General features: G+C 59.8%; 25 protein-coding genes. 14 read left to right on the forward strand and 11 right to left on the reverse strand.

Annotated features, from left to right (window positions below; translation table 11 throughout):
• Window positions 1-204: 204 nt before the first annotated feature.
• On the forward strand, window positions 205-768 hold the full coding sequence (locus NCHU2750_RS23685; protein WP_162939766.1) for a hypothetical protein: 564 nt from the start codon (window positions 205-207) through the stop codon (window positions 766-768).
• Window positions 769-836: 68 nt separating this feature from the next.
• Here NCHU2750_RS23685 and NCHU2750_RS23690 read toward each other — a convergent pair whose 3' ends face one another.
• Window positions 837-1,769: a VOC family protein gene (locus NCHU2750_RS23690; protein WP_119944202.1), complete on the reverse strand. Its 933-nt coding sequence runs from the start codon at window positions 1,767-1,769 to the stop codon at window positions 837-839.
• Between the two features lie 119 nt (window positions 1,770-1,888).
• Between NCHU2750_RS23690 and NCHU2750_RS23695 the strand changes: the two genes are divergently transcribed.
• The gene (locus NCHU2750_RS23695) at window positions 1,889-2,788 is read left to right on the forward strand and encodes a LysR family transcriptional regulator (RefSeq protein WP_119944203.1); all 900 of its coding nucleotides are present in this window, start codon (window positions 1,889-1,891) and stop codon (window positions 2,786-2,788) included.
• Between the two features lie 3 nt (window positions 2,789-2,791).
• Here NCHU2750_RS23695 and NCHU2750_RS23700 read toward each other — a convergent pair whose 3' ends face one another.
• The 7 genes from NCHU2750_RS23700 to NCHU2750_RS23730 form a co-directional block, all read right to left on the reverse strand.
• Window positions 2,792-3,652 (reverse strand): MurR/RpiR family transcriptional regulator, encoded by an 861-nt coding sequence (locus tag NCHU2750_RS23700; RefSeq protein WP_119944204.1) that lies wholly within the window; start codon window positions 3,650-3,652, stop codon window positions 2,792-2,794.
• Window positions 3,653-3,680: 28 nt separating this feature from the next.
• A complete protein-coding gene (locus tag NCHU2750_RS23705) occupies window positions 3,681-4,367 on the reverse strand; it encodes an aspartate/glutamate racemase family protein (RefSeq protein WP_119944205.1) in 687 nt (228 codons plus the stop codon).
• Between the two features lie 69 nt (window positions 4,368-4,436).
• Window positions 4,437-5,414, reverse strand: a complete 978-nt coding sequence (locus NCHU2750_RS23710; RefSeq protein WP_119944206.1) for an ABC transporter ATP-binding protein — start codon at window positions 5,412-5,414, stop codon at window positions 4,437-4,439.
• Between the two features lies 1 nt (window position 5,415).
• On the reverse strand, window positions 5,416-6,489 hold the full coding sequence (locus NCHU2750_RS23715; protein ID WP_119944207.1) for an ABC transporter ATP-binding protein: 1,074 nt from the start codon (window positions 6,487-6,489) through the stop codon (window positions 5,416-5,418).
• Window positions 6,486-7,376: an ABC transporter permease gene (locus tag NCHU2750_RS23720; protein WP_119944208.1), complete on the reverse strand. Its 891-nt coding sequence runs from the start codon at window positions 7,374-7,376 to the stop codon at window positions 6,486-6,488. Before NCHU2750_RS23720 ends, NCHU2750_RS23715 begins: the two co-directional genes overlap by 4 nt.
• Window positions 7,377-7,378: 2 nt before the next feature.
• Window positions 7,379-8,332: an ABC transporter permease gene (locus NCHU2750_RS23725; protein WP_119944209.1), complete on the reverse strand. Its 954-nt coding sequence runs from the start codon at window positions 8,330-8,332 to the stop codon at window positions 7,379-7,381.
• 66 nt (window positions 8,333-8,398) lie between these two features.
• On the reverse strand, window positions 8,399-9,964 hold the full coding sequence (locus NCHU2750_RS23730) for an ABC transporter substrate-binding protein (RefSeq protein WP_245480485.1): 1,566 nt from the start codon (window positions 9,962-9,964) through the stop codon (window positions 8,399-8,401).
• 153 nt (window positions 9,965-10,117) lie between these two features.
• Here NCHU2750_RS23730 and NCHU2750_RS30665 point away from each other — a divergent pair, with 153 nt between their 5' ends.
• From NCHU2750_RS30665 to pqqE, 6 genes are all read left to right on the forward strand, one after another.
• Window positions 10,118-10,270: a hypothetical protein gene (locus NCHU2750_RS30665; protein WP_162939767.1), complete on the forward strand. Its 153-nt coding sequence runs from the start codon at window positions 10,118-10,120 to the stop codon at window positions 10,268-10,270.
• Window positions 10,271-10,607: 337 nt separating this feature from the next.
• Window positions 10,608-10,703, forward strand: coding sequence for a pyrroloquinoline quinone precursor peptide PqqA (gene pqqA / locus NCHU2750_RS23735; RefSeq protein ID WP_119944210.1), 96 nt, complete (start codon window positions 10,608-10,610; stop codon window positions 10,701-10,703).
• Window positions 10,704-10,723: 20 nt separating this feature from the next.
• Window positions 10,724-11,629: a pyrroloquinoline quinone biosynthesis protein PqqB gene (pqqB, locus tag NCHU2750_RS23740; protein ID WP_119944211.1), complete on the forward strand. Its 906-nt coding sequence runs from the start codon at window positions 10,724-10,726 to the stop codon at window positions 11,627-11,629.
• Between the two features lies 1 nt (window position 11,630).
• Window positions 11,631-12,425, forward strand: a complete 795-nt coding sequence (pqqC, locus tag NCHU2750_RS23745; protein WP_245480486.1) for a pyrroloquinoline-quinone synthase PqqC — start codon at window positions 11,631-11,633, stop codon at window positions 12,423-12,425.
• Window positions 12,422-12,721, forward strand: a complete 300-nt coding sequence (gene pqqD, locus NCHU2750_RS23750; RefSeq protein WP_119944213.1) for a pyrroloquinoline quinone biosynthesis peptide chaperone PqqD — start codon at window positions 12,422-12,424, stop codon at window positions 12,719-12,721. Before pqqC ends, pqqD begins: the two co-directional genes overlap by 4 nt.
• 71 nt (window positions 12,722-12,792) lie before the next feature.
• Window positions 12,793-13,848 carry a pyrroloquinoline quinone biosynthesis protein PqqE gene (gene pqqE / locus NCHU2750_RS23755; RefSeq protein WP_502703874.1) on the forward strand — a complete coding sequence of 352 codons (1,056 nt, stop codon included), beginning with the start codon at window positions 12,793-12,795 and terminating at the stop codon, window positions 13,846-13,848.
• Between the two features lie 55 nt (window positions 13,849-13,903).
• Here pqqE and NCHU2750_RS23760 read toward each other — a convergent pair whose 3' ends face one another.
• Window positions 13,904-14,242 carry a hypothetical protein gene (locus NCHU2750_RS23760; RefSeq protein ID WP_119944215.1) on the reverse strand — a complete coding sequence of 113 codons (339 nt, stop codon included), beginning with the start codon at window positions 14,240-14,242 and terminating at the stop codon, window positions 13,904-13,906.
• 356 nt (window positions 14,243-14,598) lie between these two features.
• On the opposite strand from NCHU2750_RS23760, the gene NCHU2750_RS23765 reads away from it, so the two are divergent.
• The 4 genes from NCHU2750_RS23765 (at window position 14,599) to NCHU2750_RS23780 (ending at window position 18,991) form a co-directional block, all read left to right on the forward strand.
• The gene (locus NCHU2750_RS23765) at window positions 14,599-16,203 is read left to right on the forward strand and encodes an L-lactate permease (RefSeq protein WP_119944216.1); all 1,605 of its coding nucleotides are present in this window, start codon (window positions 14,599-14,601) and stop codon (window positions 16,201-16,203) included.
• A 35-nt stretch (window positions 16,204-16,238) separates the two neighbouring features.
• Window positions 16,239-16,628: a cupin domain-containing protein gene (locus tag NCHU2750_RS23770; protein WP_119944217.1), complete on the forward strand. Its 390-nt coding sequence runs from the start codon at window positions 16,239-16,241 to the stop codon at window positions 16,626-16,628.
• Between the two features lie 79 nt (window positions 16,629-16,707).
• On the forward strand, window positions 16,708-17,937 hold the full coding sequence (locus tag NCHU2750_RS23775; protein WP_119944218.1) for an iron-containing alcohol dehydrogenase family protein: 1,230 nt from the start codon (window positions 16,708-16,710) through the stop codon (window positions 17,935-17,937).
• A gap of 325 nt (window positions 17,938-18,262) precedes the next feature.
• Entirely contained in the window at window positions 18,263-18,991 is a 729-nt protein-coding gene (locus NCHU2750_RS23780) for a GntR family transcriptional regulator (protein ID WP_119944359.1), read from the forward strand.
• Window positions 18,992-19,011: 20 nt separating this feature from the next.
• Here NCHU2750_RS23780 and lplAB read toward each other — a convergent pair whose 3' ends face one another.
• Both lplAB and NCHU2750_RS23790 read right to left on the reverse strand, forming a co-directional pair.
• Entirely contained in the window at window positions 19,012-20,061 is a 1,050-nt protein-coding gene (gene lplAB, locus NCHU2750_RS23785) for a lipoate-protein ligase LplAB (RefSeq protein ID WP_119944219.1), read from the reverse strand.
• 56 nt (window positions 20,062-20,117) lie between these two features.
• Window positions 20,118-20,912 carry a MetQ/NlpA family ABC transporter substrate-binding protein gene (locus NCHU2750_RS23790; protein ID WP_119944220.1) on the reverse strand — a complete coding sequence of 265 codons (795 nt, stop codon included), beginning with the start codon at window positions 20,910-20,912 and terminating at the stop codon, window positions 20,118-20,120.
• A gap of 637 nt (window positions 20,913-21,549) precedes the next feature.
• On the opposite strand from NCHU2750_RS23790, the gene NCHU2750_RS23795 reads away from it, so the two are divergent.
• Window positions 21,550-22,731 (forward strand): efflux RND transporter periplasmic adaptor subunit, encoded by a 1,182-nt coding sequence (locus tag NCHU2750_RS23795; RefSeq protein WP_119944221.1) that lies wholly within the window; start codon window positions 21,550-21,552, stop codon window positions 22,729-22,731.
• A 12-nt stretch (window positions 22,732-22,743) separates the two neighbouring features.
• Window positions 22,744-25,890, forward strand: a complete 3,147-nt coding sequence (locus NCHU2750_RS23800; protein ID WP_119944222.1) for a multidrug efflux RND transporter permease subunit — start codon at window positions 22,744-22,746, stop codon at window positions 25,888-25,890.
• The last annotated feature ends 41 nt before the right edge of the window (window positions 25,891-25,931 follow it).

Here is a 25,931-nt window from a genome sequence, read left to right on the forward strand (position 1 = left end):
CCATGCCAAAAAGTTGGACTTGCCATTCAAGTTCAGAGAGACATGTGGAACAGCGTTGTTCACCGCGCGATGACGTAAGCCAGGCGAGGCAGAGATTGCAGCCTGAATATTTATGCGTAGCTCCCAAAATGCTGGAGGGACCCTATCTAGCTAACAAAGTGCGCAGTGCCGAAGGCCGAACCTCGGGGAACAAGTGAGACATATGTGAGTGACGGATTCGCCACCGGCGATAGAATGGCAGAATATTTCGGCACGGATAATGCCCGGTCTCTGGTCATCAGACCGCTTCGTCGTGCCGAACTTGCGATTACCCATCTCTGGGGCCACTACGACGAAGGGGATCGCCCCGTGTCTCTGCCGCCAGACGATGCATTTCTGGTCGTGCTTTATCTGATCGATGTCGAACATCAGGATATCTGGCCTGACCGGCCGCCTGCTGCGCTCAAGACATATCCGAAGGGGTCAATCTGTCTGATCAGCCTGCGGCAGGGGGCGGCAATTGCCATTCGCGGCAGGTTCGAGGCGCTCGTTTTCCATATTCCGGCGGCGCATCTGGCGGAACTGGCCGATGAGGCCGGCGAGCCGCGTGTCGATGATCTGATGGTTTGTCGAGGTGCGGAAGATCGCACCATCCGCAACATTGGGGCCGCATTGATGCCGCTCTTCGACATGGCGGACGACGTTCGGGACCGGCTTCTGATCCATGTCGCGCTCGCGTTCAACGCACACATCGCGCACAGATATGGTCGCACGCTGAACAGGCACTAGAAACGCCGTGATTTTCGAGATCCACGGCGTTCCTTTTCTGTTTGTGGCCTGCGACGGGTCGCCCCTCTTCAGGCTGCCAGCGGTTCGAGATTTGCTTCAATCCTGTCGCGGAATGGCTCGTAGCGGGTCGGCAGCTTCAACACCTCGCCGAGATGGGCGGTATCCTCGTCGCGATTGAAGCCAGGTTCATTGGTGGCGATCTCGAACAACACGCCGCCTGGGGTGCGGAAATAGATCGCCCAGAAATAGTCGCGGTCGATCACCGGCGTCACCTGATAGCCCGTATCCATCAGCGCCTTACGGACCTCCAACTGCTTTTCGCGGTTTTCGACGGCAAAGGCGATGTGGTGGACAGAGCCTGCACCCTGACGGGCAAAAGGCGTCTGCGGTAGCGCGGCAAGATCGATCGTGTCGGCACCATTGCCACCGGGGATGATGAAGCGAGTGACGTCACCTTCCTTCTCTGCCTTCTGGTAGCCCATGAAACCCAGCAATTCCTCGGTTGCGGCCGTATCATGCAGGTTCAGGCGGGCGCCGGAGAAGCCGCGGATGGCGGTATCTGCCGAAATGCCGTTGCCGGTCCAGGGGAGGCGCTCATCGTCGGCGCTCTCGATCAAGGCAAAGCCATCACCGTCAGGGCCGTTGAAGCGCAGACGCTTGGCACCGAAAACAGTATCTTCCTGCAGCCCGGCGGCATTCTGTGCGACAAGCCGTTCACGCCAGAAGGCAAGTGTGCCCTTGGGAACGGAGAACTGCGTCTCGCCCACTTCTCCGACGCCGGCCCGGCCGCGCATCATCTGCTCGAAGGGGAAATACGTCATCACGGTGCCCGCCGAGCCGTTTTCGTCGCCGTAGTACAGGTGGTAGACACTCGGGTCGTCGAAGTTGACCGTCTGCTTGACGCGGCGCAGGCCGAGCGTGTCGGTGAAGAACCGGTTGTTCTGGCGTGCATCCGATGCCATCGATGTGACGTGGTGCAGTCCTTTGATATCCTTGATCATCTCTTTGGCCTTTCTGTCGGCGTTTGTCCGTAGTTGATGGCGAAGATGTATGCCGCTTGATCATCTTACGGAATTGCAATATTAATTTTGATTGAATTGCTGTTTTTGAAATAATCGAGATGAACGACTATAAAGTCCTGAAAACCTTTCTTCTGGCCGCCGAGAAGCGCAACTTTGCCCAGGTGGCCCGCGAACTCGACATGACGCCGGCCGCAGTGACGCGTGCGATCGCAGCACTTGAGGCCGATCTCGGTGTCCAGCTTTTCGTCCGCACCACACGCCAGGTGTCGTTGACCACCGATGGTGCGGTGTTCGCGGCCCAGATCCAGCCGGCGATCGCTGCGCTGGAAGATGCCCGCAAAGATGTGATGAACGCCCACAAGGCGGATCAGGGGCGCTTGAGGATCAGTGCGCCCACATGGTTCGGCAAGGCAGTGCTGCCGCCGATCCTGTCGGGGTTCAAGGAACGCTATCCGAAGATGAGCTTCGAGATCTCGCTGTCGGACGGATTGGTCAACATCGTCGACGATGACTACGATCTGGCGATCCGCATTTCCTCACAGCCGTCCGATAAGTTCACTATCTGGCGCAAGATCCGCGTCGTCCCGCGCATTCTGGTCGCCGCCCCCGGCAGCCGCTATGTCGGCATGCAGCATCCGGGCGAGCTGTCGCCGGACGATTGCCTCGCCTATAGCGGCGAAAGCCGCCGCGAAACCTGGGTTCTGTCTGATGGCGGATCGAGCATGACGATCTCGGCCGGCCGCGCCTTCAGTGCCAACAATGGCGAAGTGCTGGCGGATATGGCAGCCGATGGTGCCGGTGTCGCCATGCTTCCAGGTTTCCATATCGCCGAGCATCTGCGGGCCGGTCGTCTCGTCCATGTGTTCAAGGGCTGGGCGCCACCGGATCTATGGCTGACACTCTATTACCCACCCTATCAGGCGCTGCCGCCACGCATCGCTTCGTTCTCGAAATTCTTCGAGGAACAGGTGGCATCGCAGATGGTCATGCTGGACTGACGGCTACAGCTCATCGAGGCTTTCATTGAAGGTCTCGATGCTGCGAAGCCGCTTGCGCCCCTCGGTTCCGGCCTGTTCCAGGCATCGGGTGATCAGCGCGTGGCAAAGCGCCATCACGGCCGTATGGTTGAACAGCGGACCGGGTGCCAGTGTCTGGCAATGGAAATGCCAGCTGGCCGACTTCTCGAAGGGCGCGCCTTCATCTGTTATGAAGATCAGCCTGGCACCGGATTTCTGAACTTGCTGCAGGATTGTGTCCGACTGGACGACGCGCCGCCTGAGAGCGAAGAAGACAACGAGGTCGTCCTTGCCGAGACTGACGAGATGTTCGCCCATCGTCTGGCCGGCGCCCGGAATGGCAACGATATTCTCGATCACCTGCGTCAATTGCCATTGCAGATAGGAGGCGAAGGATTGGCTGACCCGGTAGCCGATCACCCAGACCTTGCGGGCCTTCAGCATGGCAGAGGCCGCCGCTTCGATCTGGCTGTCGGAGATCGATAGGAAGGTCGCCTCGATATTGGCGACGCCCTGCGATACATGCGAATTGAGCGATTGGACGGCGGCGGCGTCTGCCGATGTTGTCAGGAATAGCCGCGAGCCCGTATGCTTTTCCTGCCGCGCATGACGGCGGGCCTCCTCATAGGTCTCGTAGCCGATCCGCTGGATGAAGCGTGTCACGGTGGCTTTCGAGACATGTGCGAGGGCGGCAAGCTCTTGCGCTGAGTAACTGGCAAGCTCGCCGGGAAAATCGCAGACAAACTCTCCTACCCGCCGCTCGGCTGGACGAAGCTCCGGCAGTGCCTGTCGGACACGAAAGAGAAAGGATTTTTCCTTGGGCAGGTTCGCCTCCCGGTCTGTCATTCGCGGCGAGTAGACCGCGATTTCCTGCTTATCCGGCCGTCTCCAACCCGACAACCCGCCTGGTCGCGATCTCTCTCATCAGCATCGATGCCGCCGATGCCAATGGCGCAATGATCGGCACGGTAAAAAGATCGCGCAGGCTCTCCGCTGCCTGGCCGAGCGGGCCGCCGCCGATGATGACGGCTTCCGCGCGATCTCTTTCGATCGACTCGCGGGTCGCGATGGCCAGTGCCTCGTGCAGGCGGGCCGGGTCTCCAGCGAGGCGCAGCGGATCCCCTGGGGTCAGTCGCGTACCGGTAAAGAGCGGCGAGAGGCCGAGGCTTTCCGCCTTGGCGGCGAAGCTTGAGACGAGATCGGGTGTCACGGTGGCGATGCCGAAACGCCTGCCGTCCCGCGAGGCCTCGAGCAGGCTTGCTTCGCAAAGGCCGACGACCGGAACGGCGACCGATGTTCGCAGTACCTCGATGCCCGGATCGCCGAAAGCGCCGATGACAATGCCTGAAATCTGGTTATCGGCCACAGCCTTGATGCCCATCTCGATAACGCCGTTAGCCGATGCCGATAGTGCATTCTCATCCAGGATCATCGGCACGCCGATGGTTGCAGTGAGGCCTGCGACCGAAAATTCAGGTGGCAGATATCGCCTGATGATGTCGACCATCATCGCTGTGGTGGCCTGAGAGGTATTGGGGTTTATGAGGGCAATCGTCTTCATGTCATAGGGCACTGGCTGGGAGTGCCGCTCCGGCACCCATTCGTTGCGCGCATCTCTGCACTTTTTTCTTTATATGCTGTCGGCATAATGGAGGCAGGCAACCTTTCTCGCCGCTTCAGCCGCAATAAGGCCCGGAACATCCTGCCGGCAGGCATCGAAGGCTTCCGGGCAGCGTGCGGCGAAAGCGCAGCCAGTCGGCATGTTGGCGAGATCCGGTGGCGAACCGGGAATGGTCACAAGCCGGTCGCGGCCGTGGGCGAGTTCGACACGGGCGCCGAGCAGGCCTTTTGTATAGGGGTGCTTCGGGTCGCGGATGATGTCGCCGACCTTCCCCTCCTCGACGATACGGCCGGCATACATGACGGCGATCCTGTCCGCGACTTCAGCGGCGACACCGATATCGTGGGTGACGAAGATGACCGAGAGCCCGTATTCCTTCTGCAATTCGCGGATTAGGAGGAGGATCTGGATCTGCACCGTCGCATCGAGCGCCGTCGTCGGTTCGTCGGCGAGCAGCACTTTCGGATTGCAGGCAAGTGCCATGGCGATCATCGAGCGCTGCAGCATCCCGCCCGACATTTCGTGTGGATAGTTCTTCAACCGCCGTTCGGGTGAGGGGATGCGCACCTTCTGGAACAGCGCGAGTGCGCGCTCGGATGCTACCTGCCGCGACACTTTCTCATGTCGCATGATGGTTTCTTCGATCTGCTGGCCGATCGTATAGACCGGATCGAGCGCAAGGCGCGGTTCCTGGAACACCATCGAGACGGTGGCGCCGCGCAATTCGCCGAGTTCGCGTGCCGACAATCCCATCACATCACGGCCGGCAACAGCCATGTCGCCGGTGATATCGGTGCCTTTTGGGTGGAGACGAAGCAGCGAGCGCATGGTGACACTCTTGCCTGAACCGGATTCGCCGAGAAGTGCCACGACTTCACCGGCCTTGACCGAAAGGCTGACGCCGTTGACGGCCTTTACCGGCTTGCGGCCGCGATGAAAGGTGACGGAGAGATCTCGGATGTCGATGACGGTTTGTTCGTCGCTCATCTCAGGCCTCCATGAGTTCGGGTGCAGGTTTGGGAGCATGACTGTGCCCGGAGCCGGGAACCGACATCAGACAGGCCGCCTGCTGTTCTCCCGAGACAAGGGCAAGTGGCGGGGCGATGGTGGAGCAGACGCTCTCTGCCATGCTGCAGCGGGTATGAAAACGGCAGCCGGATGGCGGATCGATCGGGTTCGGCGGATCACCGGAAAGTGGCGGCTCCTCGGTACGCTCGGCGGGATCCATCTTCGGCATGGAGGCGAGGAGGGCAGCGGAATAGGGGTGTTTCGTGTTGTCGTAGATTGCATCGCGCGTGCCGACCTCGGCCACCTTGCCGAGATACATGACCATCACCCGGTCGCACATGAATCGTACGACGTTGAGATCGTGAGAGATGAACAGGTAGGTCAGGCCGAAATCGCGCTTGAGATCCAGAAGCAGGTTGAGGACCTGTGCCTCCACCGATTTGTCGAGGGCGGAGACGGCTTCGTCGAGAATGACCAGCCGCGGTTCGAGCGCCAGCGCGCGGGCAATGTTGACGCGTTGACGCTGGCCGCCGGAAAGCTCATGCGGATAGCGGCCTGCGAAGCGAACAGGCTCCAGCCCGACCCGATGGAGCAGATCGTGAGCGCGTGCAATCGCCTTGGCCTGCGGTACGCCGTGGACGCGCGGGGCAAAGGCGATGGATTCCTCGATCGTCAGGCGCGGGTTGAGCGAGGCATAGCTATCCTGGAAGACCATCTGCACCTGCCGGCGGTATTGGGCGAGCGGCAGCGCGCCTCCCACTTTCTCGCCGTCGAACACGATGTCGCCCTGGTCGGGGATGATGAGCTGCATCAATAGTCGCGCCGTGGTGGATTTGCCGCAGCCGCTCTCTCCCACGACACCAAGTGTTTCGCCCTTCAATATGTCGAAATCGACGCCATCGACGGCGCGCACGACCTTCTTCGGCTGCAGAAAGCCCGAGCCTTTGACCGGGAAATGCTTGATCAGACCGCGCGCCGATATCAGTGGCTGGGCGGGGCCGCCGCGTTCACCAATCGGCAGGTCGGGAATGGTGGTTTCCGAGACTGTTCTCATGACTTCACATCCATTGCCTGACGCAGGCCGTCCGAGAAAAGATTGAAGCAGATCGAGGTGACGAAGATCATCACGCCGGGAAGGGCCGCGACTGTCGGATTGTTGTAGATCGCGGTGCGCAGCGTGTTCAGCATCAGGCCCCATTCGGCATCCGGCGGACGCACGCCAAGGCCGAGGAAGGAGAGACCGGAAGCGAGGATCATCGACACCGAGATGAGGCTGGTGGCGAAGACGAAGATTGGTCCGAGCACGTTGCCGAGCACATGCACGCGGATGATCGTCATCGCCGGCGCGCCCGATGCCCGCGCGGCATCGACATAGTCGAGGTTGCGGATCTGGGTCGTGACGCTTTCGGCGACACGGGCGATCTGCGGGATGAAGACGACGGTGAGCGAGACGAGCGCATTTGTCAGGCCGGAACCGAGAGCACCGGAAAGCGCGACGGCAAGCAGGACAGAGGGGAAGGCGTAGAAGACATCGACCGTGCGCATGATCAGCGTGTTGGCGATGCCGCCGGCATAACCGGCGACGATGCCGATGATCGAGCCGATGACGAAGGCGATCGGAACCGGGATCACGCCCATGATCAGCGAAAGGCGGGCGCCGTAGATGAGGCGAGAGAGCATGTCTCGCCCTAATTCATCCGTGCCGAGCGGGTAACCGGAGGTGCCGATCGGCTTCAGACGCCGGATGACGCTGCCCTTGGTGGGGTCGTAGGGGGCGATATAGGGCGCAAGGATCGCGATTGCGACGATGACGACCAGAATGGCCAGAGCCGTCAGCGCTATCGGATCACGACAGAGACGGCGGAGAACACCGCTCCAGAAACCGGGTGATTTCGGCACGGCGATCGGGGCTGGGGTGATTTCGGCAGTGATGGCGGCCATGCTCAGCTCCTCTGGATGCGCGGGTCGATGGCGCTTTGCAGCACGTCGACGACGAGGTTTACGACGACGAAGAACATCGCGAGCACGAGGATAGTGCCCTGCAGGATCGGCAGGTCACGGGTAAAGATCGCGCCGTTCAGCAGGAAACCGGTGCCGGGCCAGGAAAAGACTGTCTCGATCAGGATCGAGCCGCCGAGAAGATAGCCGAGCTGCAGCCCCATGACGGAGATAGCTGTCGGCGCGGCGTTGCGGATTACGTGGCGCATCACGTGCTTGGTCATCAGGCCCTTAGCGGACAGCGCCTGGACGAAATCCTGCGAGAGAATGTCGGCGACCAGTGAACGGATAGTGCGGGCGATGATCCCCATCGGGATGACCGACATGGTGACTGCCGGCAGGATGAGGTACTGGATATAGTCCCAGCTGAAGCTGCGGCCATCCGAGCCGCCGGGGCCACCGCCCATGGCCGGCAGCCAGCCGAGCGAGACGGAAAAGGCGATGACCAGCACCATGCCAAGCCAGTAATGCGGCACGCTGACGCCGAGCATGGCGACACCGGAGGCGATCCGGTCGATCCAGCCGCCGCGAAAGACGCCGGCGAGAAAGCCGAGAGCTGAGCCGAAGGTGAAACCGATCAGGGTAGCCGCGACGGCGAGGATGATCGAATTGACCGAGGCGTCGAGGATTTCCGACAGGACCGGTCGGCCGGTGGCGATCGATGTGCCGAGGTCGCCGTGAAGTGCATGCCAGGCCCAGAGCGCATATTGGATCGGCAGCGGCTGATCAAGGCCGTAGAATGAGCGCATCTGTGCCTGCATTTCGAGCGAGGCATCGGTCGGCAGGATCGCGGCGAGGGGGTCGCCGGGGGCGATATGGATGAGCATGAAGCAGACGATGCTGACCCCGATCGCGACGGGTATGACATGCAGCAGCCGTTTCAGGGCGTAGACGAGCATGAGCTTCTCCGGGAAACCTGAACGAGATGGACCGCGCCCGAAAGGGCGCGGTCCTGACGATGAAGATCAGGGATCGACGGTGATCGGCGAGAAATCCTGGAACCAGTTCTGCGCCTGCACGAAACCCTTGACCTTGGTGCTCATGGCACGCGGGTTGACGTCATGCGTGACCATCAGGAACAACGCTTCGTTGACGTATTTCTCGTGGATCTGCTGCAGGATCTTGTCCTGTTCGGCGGCATCGAACGTCGTGCGCACCTTGTCGAACAGGGCGTCCATCTCCTTGTCGCAATAATAACCCCAGTTCGTGCCGTTCGGCGGCGCGAGATTGCACTGCGACTGGCGGATGAGTGCGGTGAAGGGGTCCTGGATAAAGTAGCTGTAGTTGATCGCGGTCGCCCCCTTGGCGCTCGGATCCTTGGCACCTGCACGCCAGACGTTGATGACGGTATTCCAGTCCATGACTTCGAATTCGACGTCGATACCGATCTCGGCAAGCGTCTGCTGGATATATTCGTTCATCGCAAGCGGCAACATCTGGCCCGAACCAGAGGACGAGATGATGACCTTGGTGTGGATCGGCTTGTCGGGGCCGTAACCGGCTTCCGCCATCAGCTTCTTGGCTTCCTCGATATTGTATTCGAGCTTGAAGGTCGGATGGCCGAACCACTGGTGGCCGGGCGGCAGGTAGCCTTGGGCCGGGATGGACAGGCCCTGCATCAATTCGTTGATGCCGTCGCGGTCGACTGCGAGGTTTGCGGCCTTGCGGACGCGGATATCGTTCCACGGCGAGCCTTCAACGCGCGACAGATGCCAGGTCCAGTTATGCGGATAGGAATTGGTGACGATCTTGAAGCCCGCGTCCTTCAAAGAGTTGACGGAATCGGGCGCTGGAGCTTCGATCCAGTCGACCTGACCGGAACGGAGCGCGGCAACGCGCGTGTTCGGCTCCGGCAGCGGGATCAGCACCAGCTTGTCGAGCTTCGGAATACGGGCCTTGTCCCAATAGTCCTTGTTGGGGGTCAGTTCCGCACGCTCGCGAGGCGTGAAGCCGTTTTCCATCTTCCACGGGCCGGTGCCGGAAGGGTGCTGGGCAACCTTGTCCCAGCTCTTGCCCTGTGCTTCCCAGTTGGCCGGCGAAGACATCACGATCCAGCTGATCTGGTAGGGGAAGGTCGCATCCGGCGTCTTGGTGTCGATCTCGACCGTCAGCGGGTCGATCGCCTTGTAGCTGACGACACCCGGGATACGTGACTTGCCCTGGGCGGACTGGCGCTGGTCGAATTGCGGCGCATCCGGCTTCAGCAACTTGTCGAGGTTCCAGACCACGGCGTCGGCATTGAATTCACTGCCATCATGGAACTTCACGCCCGGCCGGAGCTTGAAAATCCACTTCGTGTGATCGGCAGGGTCGATCGACCATGATGTGGCAAGGCTCGGGATCAGGACGGAGGGCTTGTCGGCGCTGGAAAGGTCCCACTCGATCAACGAATTGTAGACGGTGTAGCCCATGAAGCGCTGACCTTCACCGCCCTGGTCCGTCTGGCCGGTGGTGAGCGGGATATCGGATGCGGTCATGCCGATGCGCAGAACGCCGGCGGCTTGGCTGATAACTGGCAGTGAGGCGCTCATGACGAGTGCTGCCGCGCCGGCCAAGGCAAGATTGCGCAGGCTGGATGCAAGAGGCATGCGGCGGAAACGGGTTCCTAAAATCATCTTCATTCAATCCCCTTTTTCTATAACGCACTGAGCGCCAGCCCAGTCGAAAAAGGAGAAGCAGATTTCATGCCAATTTCCATGAAATCCAAATTTCATAGAAATAACAATAGCGCGCGCGCCGCCATGCTGCTTTTTGCATCATTTGTGAAAAAGATCGGTGCTGTCTGGGAGGCGAGCTGCCGGGTTTCCCGCCACCTCCGTCACCAACTTGAAGGCTGACCTGTCATGGTGCGCATTGCCTGCGCACAAAATGGTCAGTGACCGTCACCCTTTGTCGGACTCGCAATAAATTGATTGCTGGCGGCAATGTGTGCTCGGGCTGTCTCGTTAATCGAAAAAGGCGCGAACTCAGCTGGATATGTCTACTTTTGGCAACTTTGAGCCGCTTGTTCACGTGGTTTACCCTTAAAACGCGAGAGATGTTCAATAATTGCAGGGGTGGTCCTTCGTTTGAGCAGGATCAATCCGGGCTGCAAGGCTTGAAAACGATCAAGTATTGCGCCAAACCCTGTGTTAGAGATCTCTGTGATCTCAACCTTGATTAAGGAGTCTCACTATGAAGTGGTCAGCACCTAAGTTTGTTGAAGTCACCTGCGGCATGGAAATCAATCGCTATGCTCCGCCGGATGGCGACGAACCTGTCCTGTTCTAAGACTGCAGAGCACGGGATTCATGGCTAATCTCAGGTTTCTCGTGCTCGGCACTTCCGCCGGCGGCGGTTTGCCTCAATGGAATTGCAACTGCGCAAATTGCGCTGCTGCCCGTGATCCAGCTTCCGGACTGCGTCCTCAGACGCAATCGTCTCTCGCCGTCAGCGTTGATGGTGAGAACTGGGCGATCTTCAATGCGTCTCCCGACATCCGCCAGCAGATCTTCGAGACGCCGGCACTTCACCCCAAGACCCTTCGCCACAGCCCGATCAACAGCATCGTCATCACCAATGCCGATGTCGATCATATCGGCGGCCTTCTGACGGTTCGTGAAAAGCAGCCTTTCGGTCTTTTTGCCACATCTGCGATCGAAAAGGTGCTGGATGCCAATTCGGTCTTCAAGGTGCTTGATCCCGATTACGTGAAGCGTCAGACAATTCGCCTTGATGAGGATTTCGCTCCGCTGGATGGCCTTCAGGCCCGGATATTCGCCGTTCCCGGCAAGGTTGCGCTATTTCTCGAGGAAGGCGAACCGGAACTCGGGCTCGAAGGCGAGCAGACGATCGGCGTGGAATTTCTGGCCGGAAGCCGAAGGGCTTACTATATACCCGGTTGCGCGACGCTTCCGGACTGGCTGGCGGAGCGTATTCGCGGCGCTGATCTCGTATTCTTCGACGGTACAGTCTTTACCGACGACGAAATGATCAGGGTCGGGACAGGCGTTAAGACCGGACAGCGCATGGGCCATATGGCGATTTCCGGGCCGGATGGCAGCCTTGCACAATTGTCCAAGCTGGATATTGGCCGGATGGTCTATGTCCATATCAACAACACCAACCCGATCTGGCGTTCCGGGCCGGAAAGGGCTGCCGTCGAATCGGCCGGATTTGCCGTGGGATTTGACGGTATGGAGATCGATCTTGCCTAACATTCAGACTGCCGCGCAGAATAGAACCGATTTCGAAGCTAGGTTGCGCGCCATCGGCGATGCCCGATATCACGATAAGCATCCTTTCCACGGCATGCTGCATGGTGGCCATTGCAACATCACGCAGGTACGGGCCTGGGTGATCAATCGCTTCTACTATCAGAGCCGTATTCCGGTGAAGGATGCAGCCTTCATGTCGCGGTGCGAGGATGCATCAATCCGCCGAGCCTGGCGCAAACGGATCGAAGACCATGATGGTGGTGTGGAAGAAGGTGGCGGCATCCGTCGCTGGCTGAAGCTTGCCGAAGCAGTCGGCCTTGATCCCGACTATGTCGCCTCCAACCGCGGCGTGCTGCCCGGTACCCGGTTTGCCTGCGATGCCTATGTGCGTTTCGTCCGTGACATGCCCATGATCGATGCGGTCGCCGCATCGCTGACCGAACTTTTCGCGCCCGCTATCCACAAGAACCGGATCGCCGGACTGCTCGAGCATTACGCGTTCGCCAACGAGCAGGCGCTTTCCTATTTCCGCAAGCGTCTCGATGAGGCGCCGGTCGATGTCGCCTTCGGCCTAAACTATGTACTCGATCATGCCGACACGAAGGAAAAGCAGGATACGGCGGCGGCCGCCCTGACGTTCAAGACGGATGTCCTGTGGGCGCAACTCGACGCGCTCCATCACGCCTATGTTTCGCCGGCCCTGCTGCCGCCGGGCGGCTGGGATGGCAAGGAAGGCGTGATCGGTGACCTCAACCAGCCCGCGCTCAAGCAGGAGATCAAGGGAGCTGCCGAATGACCGAGCCTGCCGCCGTTGTCGTGACAGGGCAGACAATCGCCAAGCTGGCGCGCGGCGTTCGGCTGCGGGAAGATCCGGTACGTGGGCAGAACGTGCTTCTGGCGCCGGAGCGGGCGCTGGCGCTTGACGAGATTGCGGTGATGATCGTCAACGCTCTCGATGGCGAGCGCAGCCTCGACGCTATTGCCCAGGATTTCGCGGAGAAATTCGAGGCGCCTAAAGAACAGGTGCTTGCCGACGTGATCGCCTTCGTCGACGAGTTTTCGAAGCGCAGGATGCTGGAGCTGAAATCGTGAACGAGCATGTGAGTGTCAGGCCGACGAGCGAATGGGACGGGGGGCGCATCCGCATCCCGGCGCCGATCGCCATGCTCGCCGAATTGACACACCGCTGCCCGCTTGCCTGTCCCTATTGCTCCAACCCGTTGGAGCTGGAAGGTGTCAAGTCCGAGCTTTCGACCGAAGAATGGATCGACGTTTTCAAACAGGCCGCCTCGCTTGGCGTGCTTCACCTTCATCTGTCCGGGGGCGAACCTGCTTCCCGTCGCGATCTTGTCGAATTGACCAGCGCCGCCGCCAAGGCCGGCCTTTACACCAACCTGATCACCTCGGGCATCGGCCTGACGGAAAAGCGGATTGGAGAGCTTTCGGACGCCGGGCTCGATCACCTGCAGCTTTCGATCCAGGGAGCAACGCCCGAGCTCGCTGACCGCGTCGGTGGCTACAAGGGCGGATATGACCGCAAGATTGCGGTTGCCGAATGGACCCATGCGGCTGGTATTCCGCTCACCGTCAATGCCGTCTGCCACAAGCAGAACATGGACCAGATGGGCGATATGCTGGACCTCGCCGTCAAGCTCGGCGCCCGGCGCATCGAAATCGCCACGGTGCAGTTCCACGGCTGGGCGGACAAGAATCGCAAGGCCCTGATGCCGACGAAGGAGCAGTTCCTGCGCACCAACGCTTTCGTGGCGGAAGCCCGCAAGCGCCTCGAAGGCATTATCGTCATCGATTATGTCGGCGCAGACCACCATGCTTCCTATCCCAAGGCGTGCATGGGTGGCTGGGCACGAACCGGCCTCAATATCACGCCGTCCGGCAAGGTTCTGCCCTGCCATGCAGCGGAAACGATCCCGTCCCTGCAATTCGACAATGTCCGCGACCGCAAGCTGGCGGAGATCTGGTACGAAGGCCAGGCCTTCAACGCCTATCGTGGTGATAGCTGGATGCCGGAACTCTGCCGCAGCTGCGACCGCAAGGCGATCGATTTTGGTGGTTGCCGCTGCCAGGCGATGGCGCTGGCCGGTGATGCCTCGGCGACCGACCCCGTCTGCATTCGCTCGCCGCTTCGCCAGCTTCTGACCGAGCAGGCAGAGGCAGACAGCCTTGCCGAGCCACCACCCTTCGTCTACCGCGGCCGCTGAAACAGCGCCCGCTGTCGGGTGCGGTGAAATATACAGAATCGGCGAATGGCGTAAGTCAGCGGACGGGTTTGAGATGATCGCCGCGTCTATGATATATCTCGTTGAGATCAAGCAGATGGTGACCTAGCACGCTCCGTAGCTTTCGGTCGACGACTATGACCAGCAGCGTGTTGTACCGGCCTGTGCCGATCAGGACCTGATCGTAACGCCCATGAGCATCCCGATAAACGTAATGGACGTCGGTGAGGTGGGGTAGCCGCATCGCATCGAGATCAAGCCCATCGACATAGGGCCAGATATCTGCTGCCGGCTCAGCGTCTTCCGTGACATCGCGCATCGGGCGAGCAAAACACGCTTCAAATTCTTCGGCGGATAACAGGTGGCCAATCTGCATCCGTCGAGCATAGCAGCATCGCTGGCTGATCGTAAGCCAGCGCTTTCCCGTGCGCGGGAATAAATCATCTGCCCGTCATCGTCCCGCAGATCTGATGGCTGCAAATCTGTCTCCGGCCGAAGCATGGTGCGTGGCCGGCGTAATCCGGCAATCCTTCCAAGCGTCAACTTGTCCCATCGCCGATCCCCAATCTGTGACTTGCTCACGATCCAAACTGATATATAAGTATACACGTCATCGCACGAACGAGAGCTTCTCGTTCTACCTGGACCGCTTTTAGGGGAGGCGTTTTTGGCGGGTGCGAGGGCTTGGGTTTTTGCCCGCCGATGCGGGCTGCGTGGGGAGACGCACCGACAATGTTTCAACAGGTTTATGATCCGGTCGCTCAGTCGCTCGGGCTGAGTTCCATCTTTGCGGCGTTGCCGCTTCTTACAATGTTCGTCATGCTCGGGGGCTTCAGGCTATCGCCACAGCTTTCAGGCTTTTGCTCGCTCGTCGTCGCCATGATCGTGGCGGTCGCGATCTACGGCATGCCCGTTTCGGTCACCGTAAATTCCGCGCTTTATGGCGCAGCCTTCAGTATTCTTCCGATCATCCTCATCATCATCAACGCCATCTGGATCCACAACATGATGGTGAAGTCGGGATATTTCGACGTCCTTAGGCGTAGTTTCGGCGTGATCAGCACGGACCTTCGCGTCCAGTCGATCATCATCGCCTTCTGCTTCGGCGGCCTGCTTGAGGCTCTCGCCGGCGCGGGAACGCCGATCGCCATTGCTGGTGTGATGATGGTCGCTATCGGCATGGATCCGTTGAAAGCGGCACTTTGCGCGCTTGTCGCCGATACCGCGCCGGTCGCCTTCGGTGCGCTGGGCGTACCGATTACCACACTCGCGGCCGTATCCGGCCTTCCTTATGACGAACTCGGTGCGATCATCGGCCGTCAGACGCCACTGCTGGCAATGTTCATACCGCTGGTTCTGGTCTGGATCGTCGATGGCGGCCGGGGCCTGCGCCAGGCATGGTTGCCTGCCATGGTGGCCGGTGTCGCCTATGCTCTGACCCAGTTCGTCAGCTCGTCCTGGATATCGGTTCCGCTGACCGATGTGCTCGGCGCGCTGGCTGGGGCGCTGGCGCTCGTCATCTTCCTCCAGTTCTGGAAGCCGAAGGAAACCGTCGAGTGCGCCATCGTCAATGAAAGCGAGACGGCTGCCATTCCATCCAGCCGCGGCAAGGTCGCTATCGCCTTCCTGCCCTATGTTGCGATCATCGTGATCTTCACGCTGTCGCAGCTCGGCCCGATTGCCCAGCTTCTGTCGGCTGGTGTCAGCAAATTCAACTGGCCGGGCCTCGCCATCGCCAGCCCGTCGGGTGCCCCGATCGGAACATCGCTGGTCCTGCCCTGGCTGCCCGGTACCGCAACGCTTCTCGGCGTGGCCGGCCTGTTCGCCATGCCCTTCCTGAAGGTTTCGCCTGGCTCAGCGATCGAAACTTACGGTGAGACGCTCAGGCAGTTGCGCTGGGCAATCCCGACGGTGCTCTGCGTGCTTGCCGTCGCATTCGTCATGAACTTTTCCGGACAGACGATCACCCTCGGGCGCTGGCTCGCCACGACTGGACATGCCTTTGCATTCCTGTCGCCGGCCATCGGCTGGATCGGGGTGGCGATTACCGGATCCGACAATTCAGCCAACGCGCTCTTCGGTGCTCTGCAAGTCGCTGCGGCTCATGAAACAGGCCTGTCTCCATCGCTCTTGGCTGCAGCCAACAGCTCTGGCGGCGTGCTTGGCAAGATGATCTCGCCACAAAGCCTCACGATCGGCGCTGCGGCGGTCGGGATCATCGGACGCGAAGGGGATATTTTCCGCAAGACACTTCCCTGGAGCCTCGTACTGACGCTCGTTCTTTGCGCGATCGTCTACCTTCAAACGACGCCAATCCTTGCATGGATGCTTCCATAAAGTTTGGACCTGGTTGAGAAATAGGAGAAATAGCTATGGTTTACCAAGCAACCAAGAAGTCGAAATATTGCTACACGATCGAGGAAATCCCGCTCGTCCCGCTGACGGAACAGTCCAGCACCCGGTTCGTTTCGGCCGGCCCCGCGCTGCTCAGCTTCATCACCAACCCTCCCGGATGCGTGTTCCCGGTCCACAGCCATGAGGCCGTGCAGATCCTTGTCATCCTGGAAGGCACGGAAGAGCATATGTGCGGTGATGAGACCTTCCTGATGGAAGCCGGCGATGTCTGCGTGCATCCCTCGAACGTCCCGCATGGCGGGCGCACGACGACGGGCTTCCGTGGTATCGATATCTTCGTTCCGCCGCGGGAAGACTACCTGCAGCTGATGCTCAAGCACGGCCTTCCAATCGAGGGGCCTAAGTGATATATTAAAATTCAATAAGCCTTCTTTAGTGACCCCTAGCACGTCGAAGGCTTGATCGGAGGAGCGGAATAGACTGGGCTTGATCACCTCGTTCTACATCCGCTCCTTTGAATTGTCGGGGGGCGTATCAGCCGATACGCAGTTTCATTTTCAGATGTGTATAGAAAAGTTTGGAGTGGCCATGACAACGGGTTCAAACTGGGATTTCAGGCTGCCGACCGAAATCCATTTCGGCTGGGAGCGGCTATCAACCTTATCCGCAGTCCTTACGAATTTGGGCGGGCGTCATGTCTTCGCGATGATTGGGCGCAGTTTCCTCAACAGGGTCGGTGAGACCGGATTGAAGGATCTGCTGGGGCCGGTCGAGTTGACCGTCTTCACCGACATCGAGGAAAATCCGTCTATCAATACGGTCGATACGGCAGCCGCGCGTTGCCGCGAAGCTGGTGCCGATGTCATCGTTGCGATCGGTGGCGGCAGCGTTCTAGATGCTGCAAAATGCGTGGCGCTCCTGCAGAAGAACGACGGCTCGATTCGCGACTACCTCTATCAGGTGCGAAAACCCGAACGTCGAGGCTTACCGCTGGTCGCCGTACCGACCACGGCTGGAACGGGCAGCGAGGTGACGCCGTTTGCGGTCATTACCGATCCGGAAAAGAATGCCAAGCCGGCGATCTCCTATCCGGAAACTTTCCCGGATCACGCAATCGTCGATCCTGCGCTGACGATCAGCATGCCGACGCCTGTCGCGGTCTCGACCGGCCTGGATGCGATGACGCAGGCTCTGGAAGGTTTCTGGTCCACCCGGGCGACCGAAATGACGCGCGCCATGGCATTCCGTGCGATCACGCTGATCTATCGCAATCTCGAAGCGGCCTGCCTGGGAAAGGACCGTGATGCGATCGAGAAAGTGACGCTCGGCAGTGTCATCGGGGGAACGCAGATGGCGATGATCGGCAACACCGCGTTGCATCCGCTGTCTTATCCGTTGACGCTCGATTACAATCTCCGCCACGGCCTGGCCTGCGCGATCTATGTTCCGGCCTTCCTGCGCTACAATCAGCCCGCCATCGACGCGCGATTCAGCGACCTGTTGACTGTTTTGGGCCTGCGGACGATCGAAGAGTTCGCGGCAGGGTTCGAGGCGCTGATGCAAAGACTTGATGCACCGACGCGGTTGTCGGCACTTGGCGTAGAGCGGGCGGCTATCCCGCAAATCGTGAAGAACGGCGTCGGGCGTTCGACGGCGTTCAATCCTCGGCCATTGACGGAGGAGACGATGATCGAAATTCTAGAAACGATGCTGTAATGGATGACTTTCAGGCCGGAGCGATGCTTCGGCCTGCCCGCCCGCAGCTTCAACGCCGTAGCGAAGGATGCGCATCAAGTCGTATGCAAGCGCTACGCATCATATGATTTCAGGCATATGGCACAGCACGTGCCCGGCTTCTCTCGACGTCGTAAAGAACCACATTACCCCGCGTCAAGAGAGGCAGCGTCGGACAGTGTCCAATTGTGCCTTTTGACAACCCGGCCACTACCGGTTCATGTATCGGCAATACGTAGACGGGATTCGTATCAGCAAGTTCAACCTTCGGTTTTTCCGTTGGTTCCGCATTCGCGAGAAGGTGACCATGGAGGACGCAACGCCCCCGCAAGATCAGAGGAAGACGCTGGCGAGCATCCGTGATGAGCTCGACCTTCGGACCGCGAGCACGTCTGCGCTGATCTATCAGGTGCTTTGGAACGATATCGTTTCGCTCCGACGCTATCCCGGAGATCCGATCATGGAAAAGGAGATAGCGAGCCAGTTCGGCGTCAGCCGGACGCCGGTGCGCGAGGCGATCCTGAGGCTGGCGAACGAAAAACTGGTGGAGATATTGCCGCAATCGGGCACGTTTGTTGCACGTATCGCGCTCGATACGCTGCCCGAGGCGATCATCATCCGTAAGGCGCTCGAGGAGGTAACCGTGCGCGCAGCGTGCGAAAAGGCAACGCGTGCGCAGATCGCGACACTGAGAGCCAATCTCGAGTTACAGAAGGTCGAGGCGGCAGAGGCCAATTATGAAGGCTTCCGCAAGACCGACGACACGTTCCATACGTTGATTGCCGAGGCGGCCGGCTATCCCGGCATCTGGGAGATCATCAAGTCCGTCAAGATCAAGGTTGATCGCTACTGTCATCTCAGCCTGCCGAAGCCAGGCAGGATCTCGCGGCTGATCAAGGAACATACCGCCATCTACAACGCCATCCGGGACCACGAGCCGGATCGTGCGACCGAGGCCATGCATGTGCATCTCGACGCCATCATGAGCGGCGTCGAGATGCCCGAAAACCTGGCAGTCCTGACCGTGAGCCGATAAGTTTCGAGCGGAGCTTGAAGTCAGGGAATGTGCCTTAGCCATTCCTCCGTCGCGAATTTTTCCGTCGCTAGCTTTTCGGCTTCCGCATACTCTTCGGCTGAAATGGTTCCGGGGGTGCCGCCGTTGAGGGAAACAAAAGTTTCCTTCAGGCGACGGATGATCTCTTCACGCGGCAGGCCGGTCTGGCTGCGCAGGGGGTCGACGCGCTTGACGGCGCTAGTGGTGCCTTTATCGCTCAGCTTTTCGCGGCCGATGCGCAGAACCTTGACCATCTTTTCCGCATCCATGTTGTAGGCCATGGTTACATGATGCAGCACTGCACCAGACGAAAAGCGCTTTTGTGCCGCGCCGCCGATCTTGCCCTTGGAACTGGAGATGTCGTTAAGCGGCTTGTAAAAGGCGTCGATGCCAAGCGACTGCAGTCCTTTGAGCACCCAGTCGTCCAAGAAGGCGTAGGAATCGGCGAAGCTCATGTCACGGACGAGTTCCGCTGGTGCGTAAAGTGAATAGGTGACCGTCGTGCCCGGCTCGACGAACATGGCGCCACCGCCCGTCACGCGACGGACCGTCTCGACGCCAAACTTGGCTGCGGCTTCCATATCCACTTCATTTCTCAGCGACTGGAAGCCGCCGATAATGATCGCAGGACGCTCCCATTCCCAGAAGCGCAGGCAGGGGCCGCGCCGTCCCGCGCCGACTTCCTTTGCCAGAACCTCATCCATTGCCAGATGCATGGTCGGGGTAAGCGCCGGTGTTTCGATGATCTGCCATTCGTAGTCGCGCCAGGTTCCGGTCACGCCGAGTGCCCGGCGGATGGCGATCGCCACCGCTTCCGGGCTAAAGCCGATCATCTCGGCGCCGGGACGCAGTCCGGTGCGGACGGCCGCGATGATATCCTCGACCGTGGAGGAGGCGGCGATGCCCTGAAGCGAGGCACGGATGTCGTCCAGCGCCTCCGCCGGTTCGAGGAAGAAATCGCCGGAGACCTGAACATCGACAAGAACGCCGTCCCGGACCTCCAGATCGACGACGACGAGCTTTCCGCCCTGGACCTTGTATTCACCATGCATGGCTTACTTCCCGTTCAATACCCGTTACCCGTTACCCGTTGTCTTGTCTGTCGCGCTCAGGGGAAGGAGACGAGGTCTCCATAAAGAGAGCGAAGCTTGGCCTTTACAGCGTCCGAGTTGCGGTAAATGTCAATGAATTTGCGCAGTCGCGGATCGTCGCGCATGTCCGGGCGGGTAACGAACTGGAAGGCGTAGATCGGATCGTTCTCGAATATCAGCCCCGAGGCGGGATCGAGGCCCGCAAGTTTAGCGAACGTCGGATAGGTAGCGGCGGCGTCCACATCGTCGAGGGCTCGGGCAATCTGCGGACCATCCAGTTGCACGATACGAAGGGGCTTGTACCATTTTACCACGTCCTCCAGTGTTGCGCGGTGGCCGACACCGGGTTTTAGGTCCAGCAACTTGGCCTGCTGCAACAAGAGCAACGAGCGGGCCGTGTTGACGGCATCTCCGGAGAAGGCGATCTGCGCGTTGTCCGGAAGTTTCTCCAGGCTCTTGTATCTCTTCGAGTAGAGCCCGAATGGCGTGCTGAAGGCTGGCGCGATGGCCACAAGGTTGCGGCCGCCATTCTCGTTGGTGAATTCAAGATAGGGGATGTGCTGGAAGAGGTTCGCATCGACCTCACGGTCGGCGACTGCCATGTTCGGCATGTTCCAGTCGTTGAATTCAATCAGTTCGACTTTGAGGCCCGCTTTTTCCGCTTCCGCAGCTGCGATCTCGGCTGCTTCATTGGAAATGCTGGTGGCAAGGGCGATCCGCAGTGGAGGTGCATCCTGGGCCGATGCTCCAGCTATGGCCAGCAAGGTGACGAGGAAAGTTATGATCTGCAGGGTGGGTCGAAAGTAAGCCATGGTCGAGCCTTGAAGTCATCGCGCGAGGATGACGGGTGTGTGATCGCAAGAGGCTTAGGTCAATCGACACCGTCGCGCTGGTGCCGTGTGAAGCTTGTATGTTGCCGCCGGAGCCATTCTACGGGTAAGATATAAAGTCAACTGTAATGCTCATGTTTTTAAACTCGTCACCACGGTCGCTCCGATCATGCAAAGATGGTTGTTGTCGTGGTGATGATTCCATGTGCCGTGAAGCCCTCGGTAGTGACGGCCGCATTTATCTCTGGATTTCGATCAAAAAAATGATCAAATACAACTTCTAGAAATTTCCCTTTGAATGGAATTTGGTGAGGTGGCGGCATCGACGTCTCGCGTATCAAGCATCGACCAGCGAACTTTTGCCCGTAGTCACTGGGTCAAGAAATATGGATAAGTATCTGTAAATTAATATGTAAATAAAATTCCAGCTTTTGAGACGTTCTGATTTGGCACGGGCGCTGCCAGTATGAGGATGTCCAGCGGATGCGGGTTTCGCGCTCGAGCGCGAGAGATTTCATACCACCTGCGCGCAACCGACGGGCTATTCACAATCCACGAGCGCGTTTATATACGTATCTGTATGTATGTATAATTTCATTCTTCTGCTTGGGGCTATTCGATGCAAAACACGCCGCTGCGCGCGCTCTTCCTTTTGTCCGGTCTCGCACTTCTGGCCGGGTGTCAGAAGGAGGACCAGGGACAGGCCAAGCAGGCTCCGCCGCCGATGCCGGTCGGCGTTTTGACGGTCGCTGCCGAAGCGCTGCCGATCGTCAACGATCTGCCGGGGCGTATCGCGCCGACGCGGCTCGCCGAAGTCCGTCCGCGTGTTTCCGGCATTGTCGTGGAGCGGGTGTTCGAGCAGGGGTCGCAGGTCAAGGAAGGCGATGTGCTCTATCGTATCGATCCTGCGCCGTTCCAGGTTCAGGTGGATAGTGCCGAGGCAACGGTAGCCCGCGCCAAGGCAGCCCAGCTTCAGGCGCGCCAGACTGCCGATCGCCAGATCCAGCTTCGCAAGTCGAACGTCGCCTCGCAGCAGGAATATGATACGGCCGTCGCCCAGCTTGCCCAGGCTGATGCCGAGGTTGCGGTCGCGAATGCCGGTCTTGCCGACGCCAGGCTCAATCTCCAGTATTCGCATGTGACGGCGCCGATCAGCGGCCGCATCGGCCGTGCCCTCATCACCGAAGGTGCGTTGGTCAGCGCCAACAGCACGGAAAACCTTGCAACCATCCAGCAGCTCGATCCGATCTATGCCGACTTCACCCAGCCGGCGGCGGACCTCATCCGTCTTCGCAAGGCGCTGCAGGATGGCAAGCTGATGACCGGCGACAACGAGGCGGAAGTCAAGCTCATGCTGGATGACGGCACGCCTTACGACCTGCCGGGCAAGCTCTTGTTCTCCGAAGCCGCCGTCGACGAGACCACCGGCCAGGTGACGCTGCGCGGCGAATTTCCCAATCCGCATGGCGACCTTCTCCCGGGAATGTATGTTCGCGTCCAGATCCAGCAGGGCGTAGAGAAGAGCGCCTTTGCCGTGCCGCAGCAGGCCGTCCAGCGCGATGCCGGCGGCCAGGCCAACGTCCTGATCGCCAATCAGGACAACAAGGTGGAACTGCGCCGGGTCACCGTCGGTCGTGCCATCGGTGATCGTTGGGTCATCACGCAGGGCCTTGCCGCGGGCGATCGGGTCATCGCCGACGGATTCCAGAAGACGGCACCGGGCGCCAGCGTCCAGCCGCAGCCCTGGAGCCCGGACAAGCCGGCCGCGAATGGTGCAGCCGCTGCGCCGGCCAAGCAGTAAGGATCGGCTCTCATGGCAAGTTTCTTCATCAGCAGGCCGATCTTTGCCTGGGTCGTGGCAATCTTCATCATGCTGGCGGGCCTGATCACCATTCCGCTATTGCCGATCGCGCAATATCCGAATGTCGCGCCTCCGCAGATCACCATTTCCACCAACTATCCCGGCGCATCCCCCGAAAACATCTATCAGAGTGTGACACGCCTGATCGAGGACGAGCTCAATGGTGTGCCCGGTCTCATCTATTTCGAATCCACTTCGGAATCATCCGGCCGCATCTCGATCAATGTCACCTTCGCTCCCGGCAGCAATATCGGCGAGGCACAGGTTGAAGTTCAGAACCGCATTGCACGTGCAGAACCACGCCTTCCGAGCGCGGTGACCGCCCAGGGTATCCGTGTCGAGAGGGCAGGGACATCGTTCCTGATGGTCGTGTCGTTGAAGTCGGAAGACGGGCATACGGACGCGATTGGCCTCGGCGATTACCTGCAGCGCAACGTCATCGGCGAAATTCGCCGTGTGCCGGGTGTCGGCAGCGCCCAGCTGTTTTCCACCCAGCGCTCGATGCGAATCTGGATGGATCCCGACAAGATGGTCGGCCTCAGCCTGACATCGGCAGACGTGGTCAACGCCATTGAGGCGCAGAATGCGCAGGTAGCGGCGGGTCGCATCGGCGCGACGCCAAACCCGATCGGCCAGCAGATCTCGGCGACGATCAACGTTCAGGGGCAGCTGACATCGCCGGAGGCATTCGGTGCGATCGTGCTGAGGGCAAACCCTGACGGTTCTTCGGTGCGGCTGCGCGATGTCGCCCGCATCGAAATCGGCGGGGAAAGCTACAACTTTTCCAGCCGGCTGAATGGCCAGCCGAGTGCGGCCATCGGCGTGCAGCTGGCTCCGACCGGCAACGCATTGGCGACGTCGGAAGGCGTCCGTCAGGTGATGACGGAGCTGGCACAATATTTCCCGCCCGGCGTGACCTATGAAATTCCCTATGACACCAGCCCGTTCGTCAAGGTGTCGATTGAGAAGGTCATCCATACGCTCATCGAAGCGATGATCCTCGTCTTCGTGGTGATGTTCGTCTTCCTGCAGAATATCCGCTACACGATCATTCCGACACTGGTTGTGCCTGTCGCGCTGCTCGGGACCTGCTCCGTCATGTATGCGTCGGGCTTCTCGATCAACGTGTTGACGATGTTTGCCATGGTGCTTGCGATCGGTATTCTCGTCGATGACGCGATCGTCGTTGTTGAAAACGTCGAACGCATCATGGCGGAAGAAAAGCTGCCGCCGAAGGAAGCTACCCGCAAGGCGATGGGCCAGATTTCCGGCGCTATCATAGGCATCACGCTGGTGTTGAGCGCGGTGTTCATTCCGATGGCCTTCTTCCCCGGCGCGGTCGGCATCATCTACCAGCAGTTCTCGCTGACCATGGTCGTGTCGATCCTGTTTTCGGGCTTCCTGGCGCTGTCTCTGACTCCGGCCCTTTGCGGATCGTTCCTGAAGCCGGTAACGCAGAGCCATCATGAAAAGCGCGGCTTCTTCGGCCTGTTCAACCGTGGCTTCGACAAGGCCTCACACGGCTATTCCGGGACGGTCGGAGCGATCATCAAGCGCTCCGGGCGCTTCATGATCATCTATGTTGCCCTGCTGGTGGGGCTCGGCTGGGCCTATACGCGCCTGCCGACATCCTTCCTGCCGAACGAGGACCAGGGTTTTCTGATCGTCGACATGCAGGCGCCGGCCGAGGCCAGCACCGACCGCACCATCGATGTGATATCGAGCGTCGAGAAGATCGCGCTGGGCGAGAAGGCTGCAGACCGCATCATCGCCATCAACGGCTATTCCTTCTCCGGTACCGGCCAGAATGCCGGCCTTGCCTTCATCACCCTGAAGGACTGGAGCGAGCGTGGACCGGAAGATTCCGCGGCCTCGATAGCCCAGCGCATCAATGCCAAGATCTTCGCCATCCGTGATGCAATCGCCTTCTCACTGTCGCCGCCGCCCATTCAGGGCCTCGGCAATTCGAGCGGCTTCACTTTCCGCCTTCAGGACCGTGCCGGCAACGGCCAGGCGGCGCTGTCTGCTGCCCGCGATCAGTTGATGGCGGAGGCGCGCAAGAGCCCCGTTCTTGCCGGGATGCGTATCGAAGGCATGCCGGATGCGGCGCAGGTCAACCTGATCATCGACCGCGAAAAGGCGAACACATTCGGTGTCACCTTTGCCGACATCAACCAGACGATCACCGCCAATCTCGGTTCAAGCTACGTTAACGACTTCCCCAATAACGGCCGCATGCAGCGCGTGACGGTCCAGGCGGATGGCAAGCAGCGTATGCAGACCGCTGATCTTCTGAACCTCAACGTGCGCAATGCGAGCGGGGGCATGGTGCCGATGTCGTCCTTCGCCTCCATCGAATGGATGCGTGGCCCGTCGCAGATCGTCGGCTACAATGGCTATCCGTCGATCCGCATCGCCGGACAGGCGGGGCCTGGCTATTCGACGGGTGACGCGATTGCGGAAATGGAACGGCTTGCCAAGCAATTGCCGAGCGGCTTCAGCTACGAATGGACCGGCCAGTCGCTGCAGGAAATCCAGTCGGGTTCGCAGGCCCCGGCGCTGATCGCACTTTCGATCCTGTTCGTCTTCCTGCTGCTGGCAGCCCTTTATGAAAGCTGGTCGATCCCGCTTTCGGTCATGCTGGTGGTTCCGCTCGGCGTGATCGGGTCGGTTACTGCGGTCACCTTGCGTGGCATGCCGAACGACGTCTACTTCCTCGTCGGGCTGATCACCATTATCGGCCTGTCGGCGAAGAACGCCATCCTGATCATCGAGTTCGCCAAGGACCTGCGGGCGGAGGGGCGCACGACCTTCGAGGCGACGGTCGAGGCCGCGCATCTACGCTTCCGGCCAATCCTGATGACGTCACTGGCATTCACGCTGGGTGTCGTGCCGATGGCTATTGCCACGGGCGCGAGTGCCGCAAGCCAGAATGCGATCGGCACAGGCGTGCTTGGCGGTATGATTTCCGCAACCATTCTGGCGATCTTCTTCGTCCCGGCTTTCTTCATGTTCATCATGAGGTTGTTCGGCGGCGCGCGGAAAGAGCCGCTGACCCGCGACAGAGGCGAAGTAAAGGGCGAGATGCCGAAACATTGAACGATGTTGAACCCGAAAGCATTCAAGCTTTCGGGTTCGGT

The sequence above is a fragment of the Neorhizobium sp. NCHU2750 genome, assembly GCF_003597675.1.
GTDB lineage: Bacteria > Pseudomonadota > Alphaproteobacteria > Rhizobiales > Rhizobiaceae > Neorhizobium.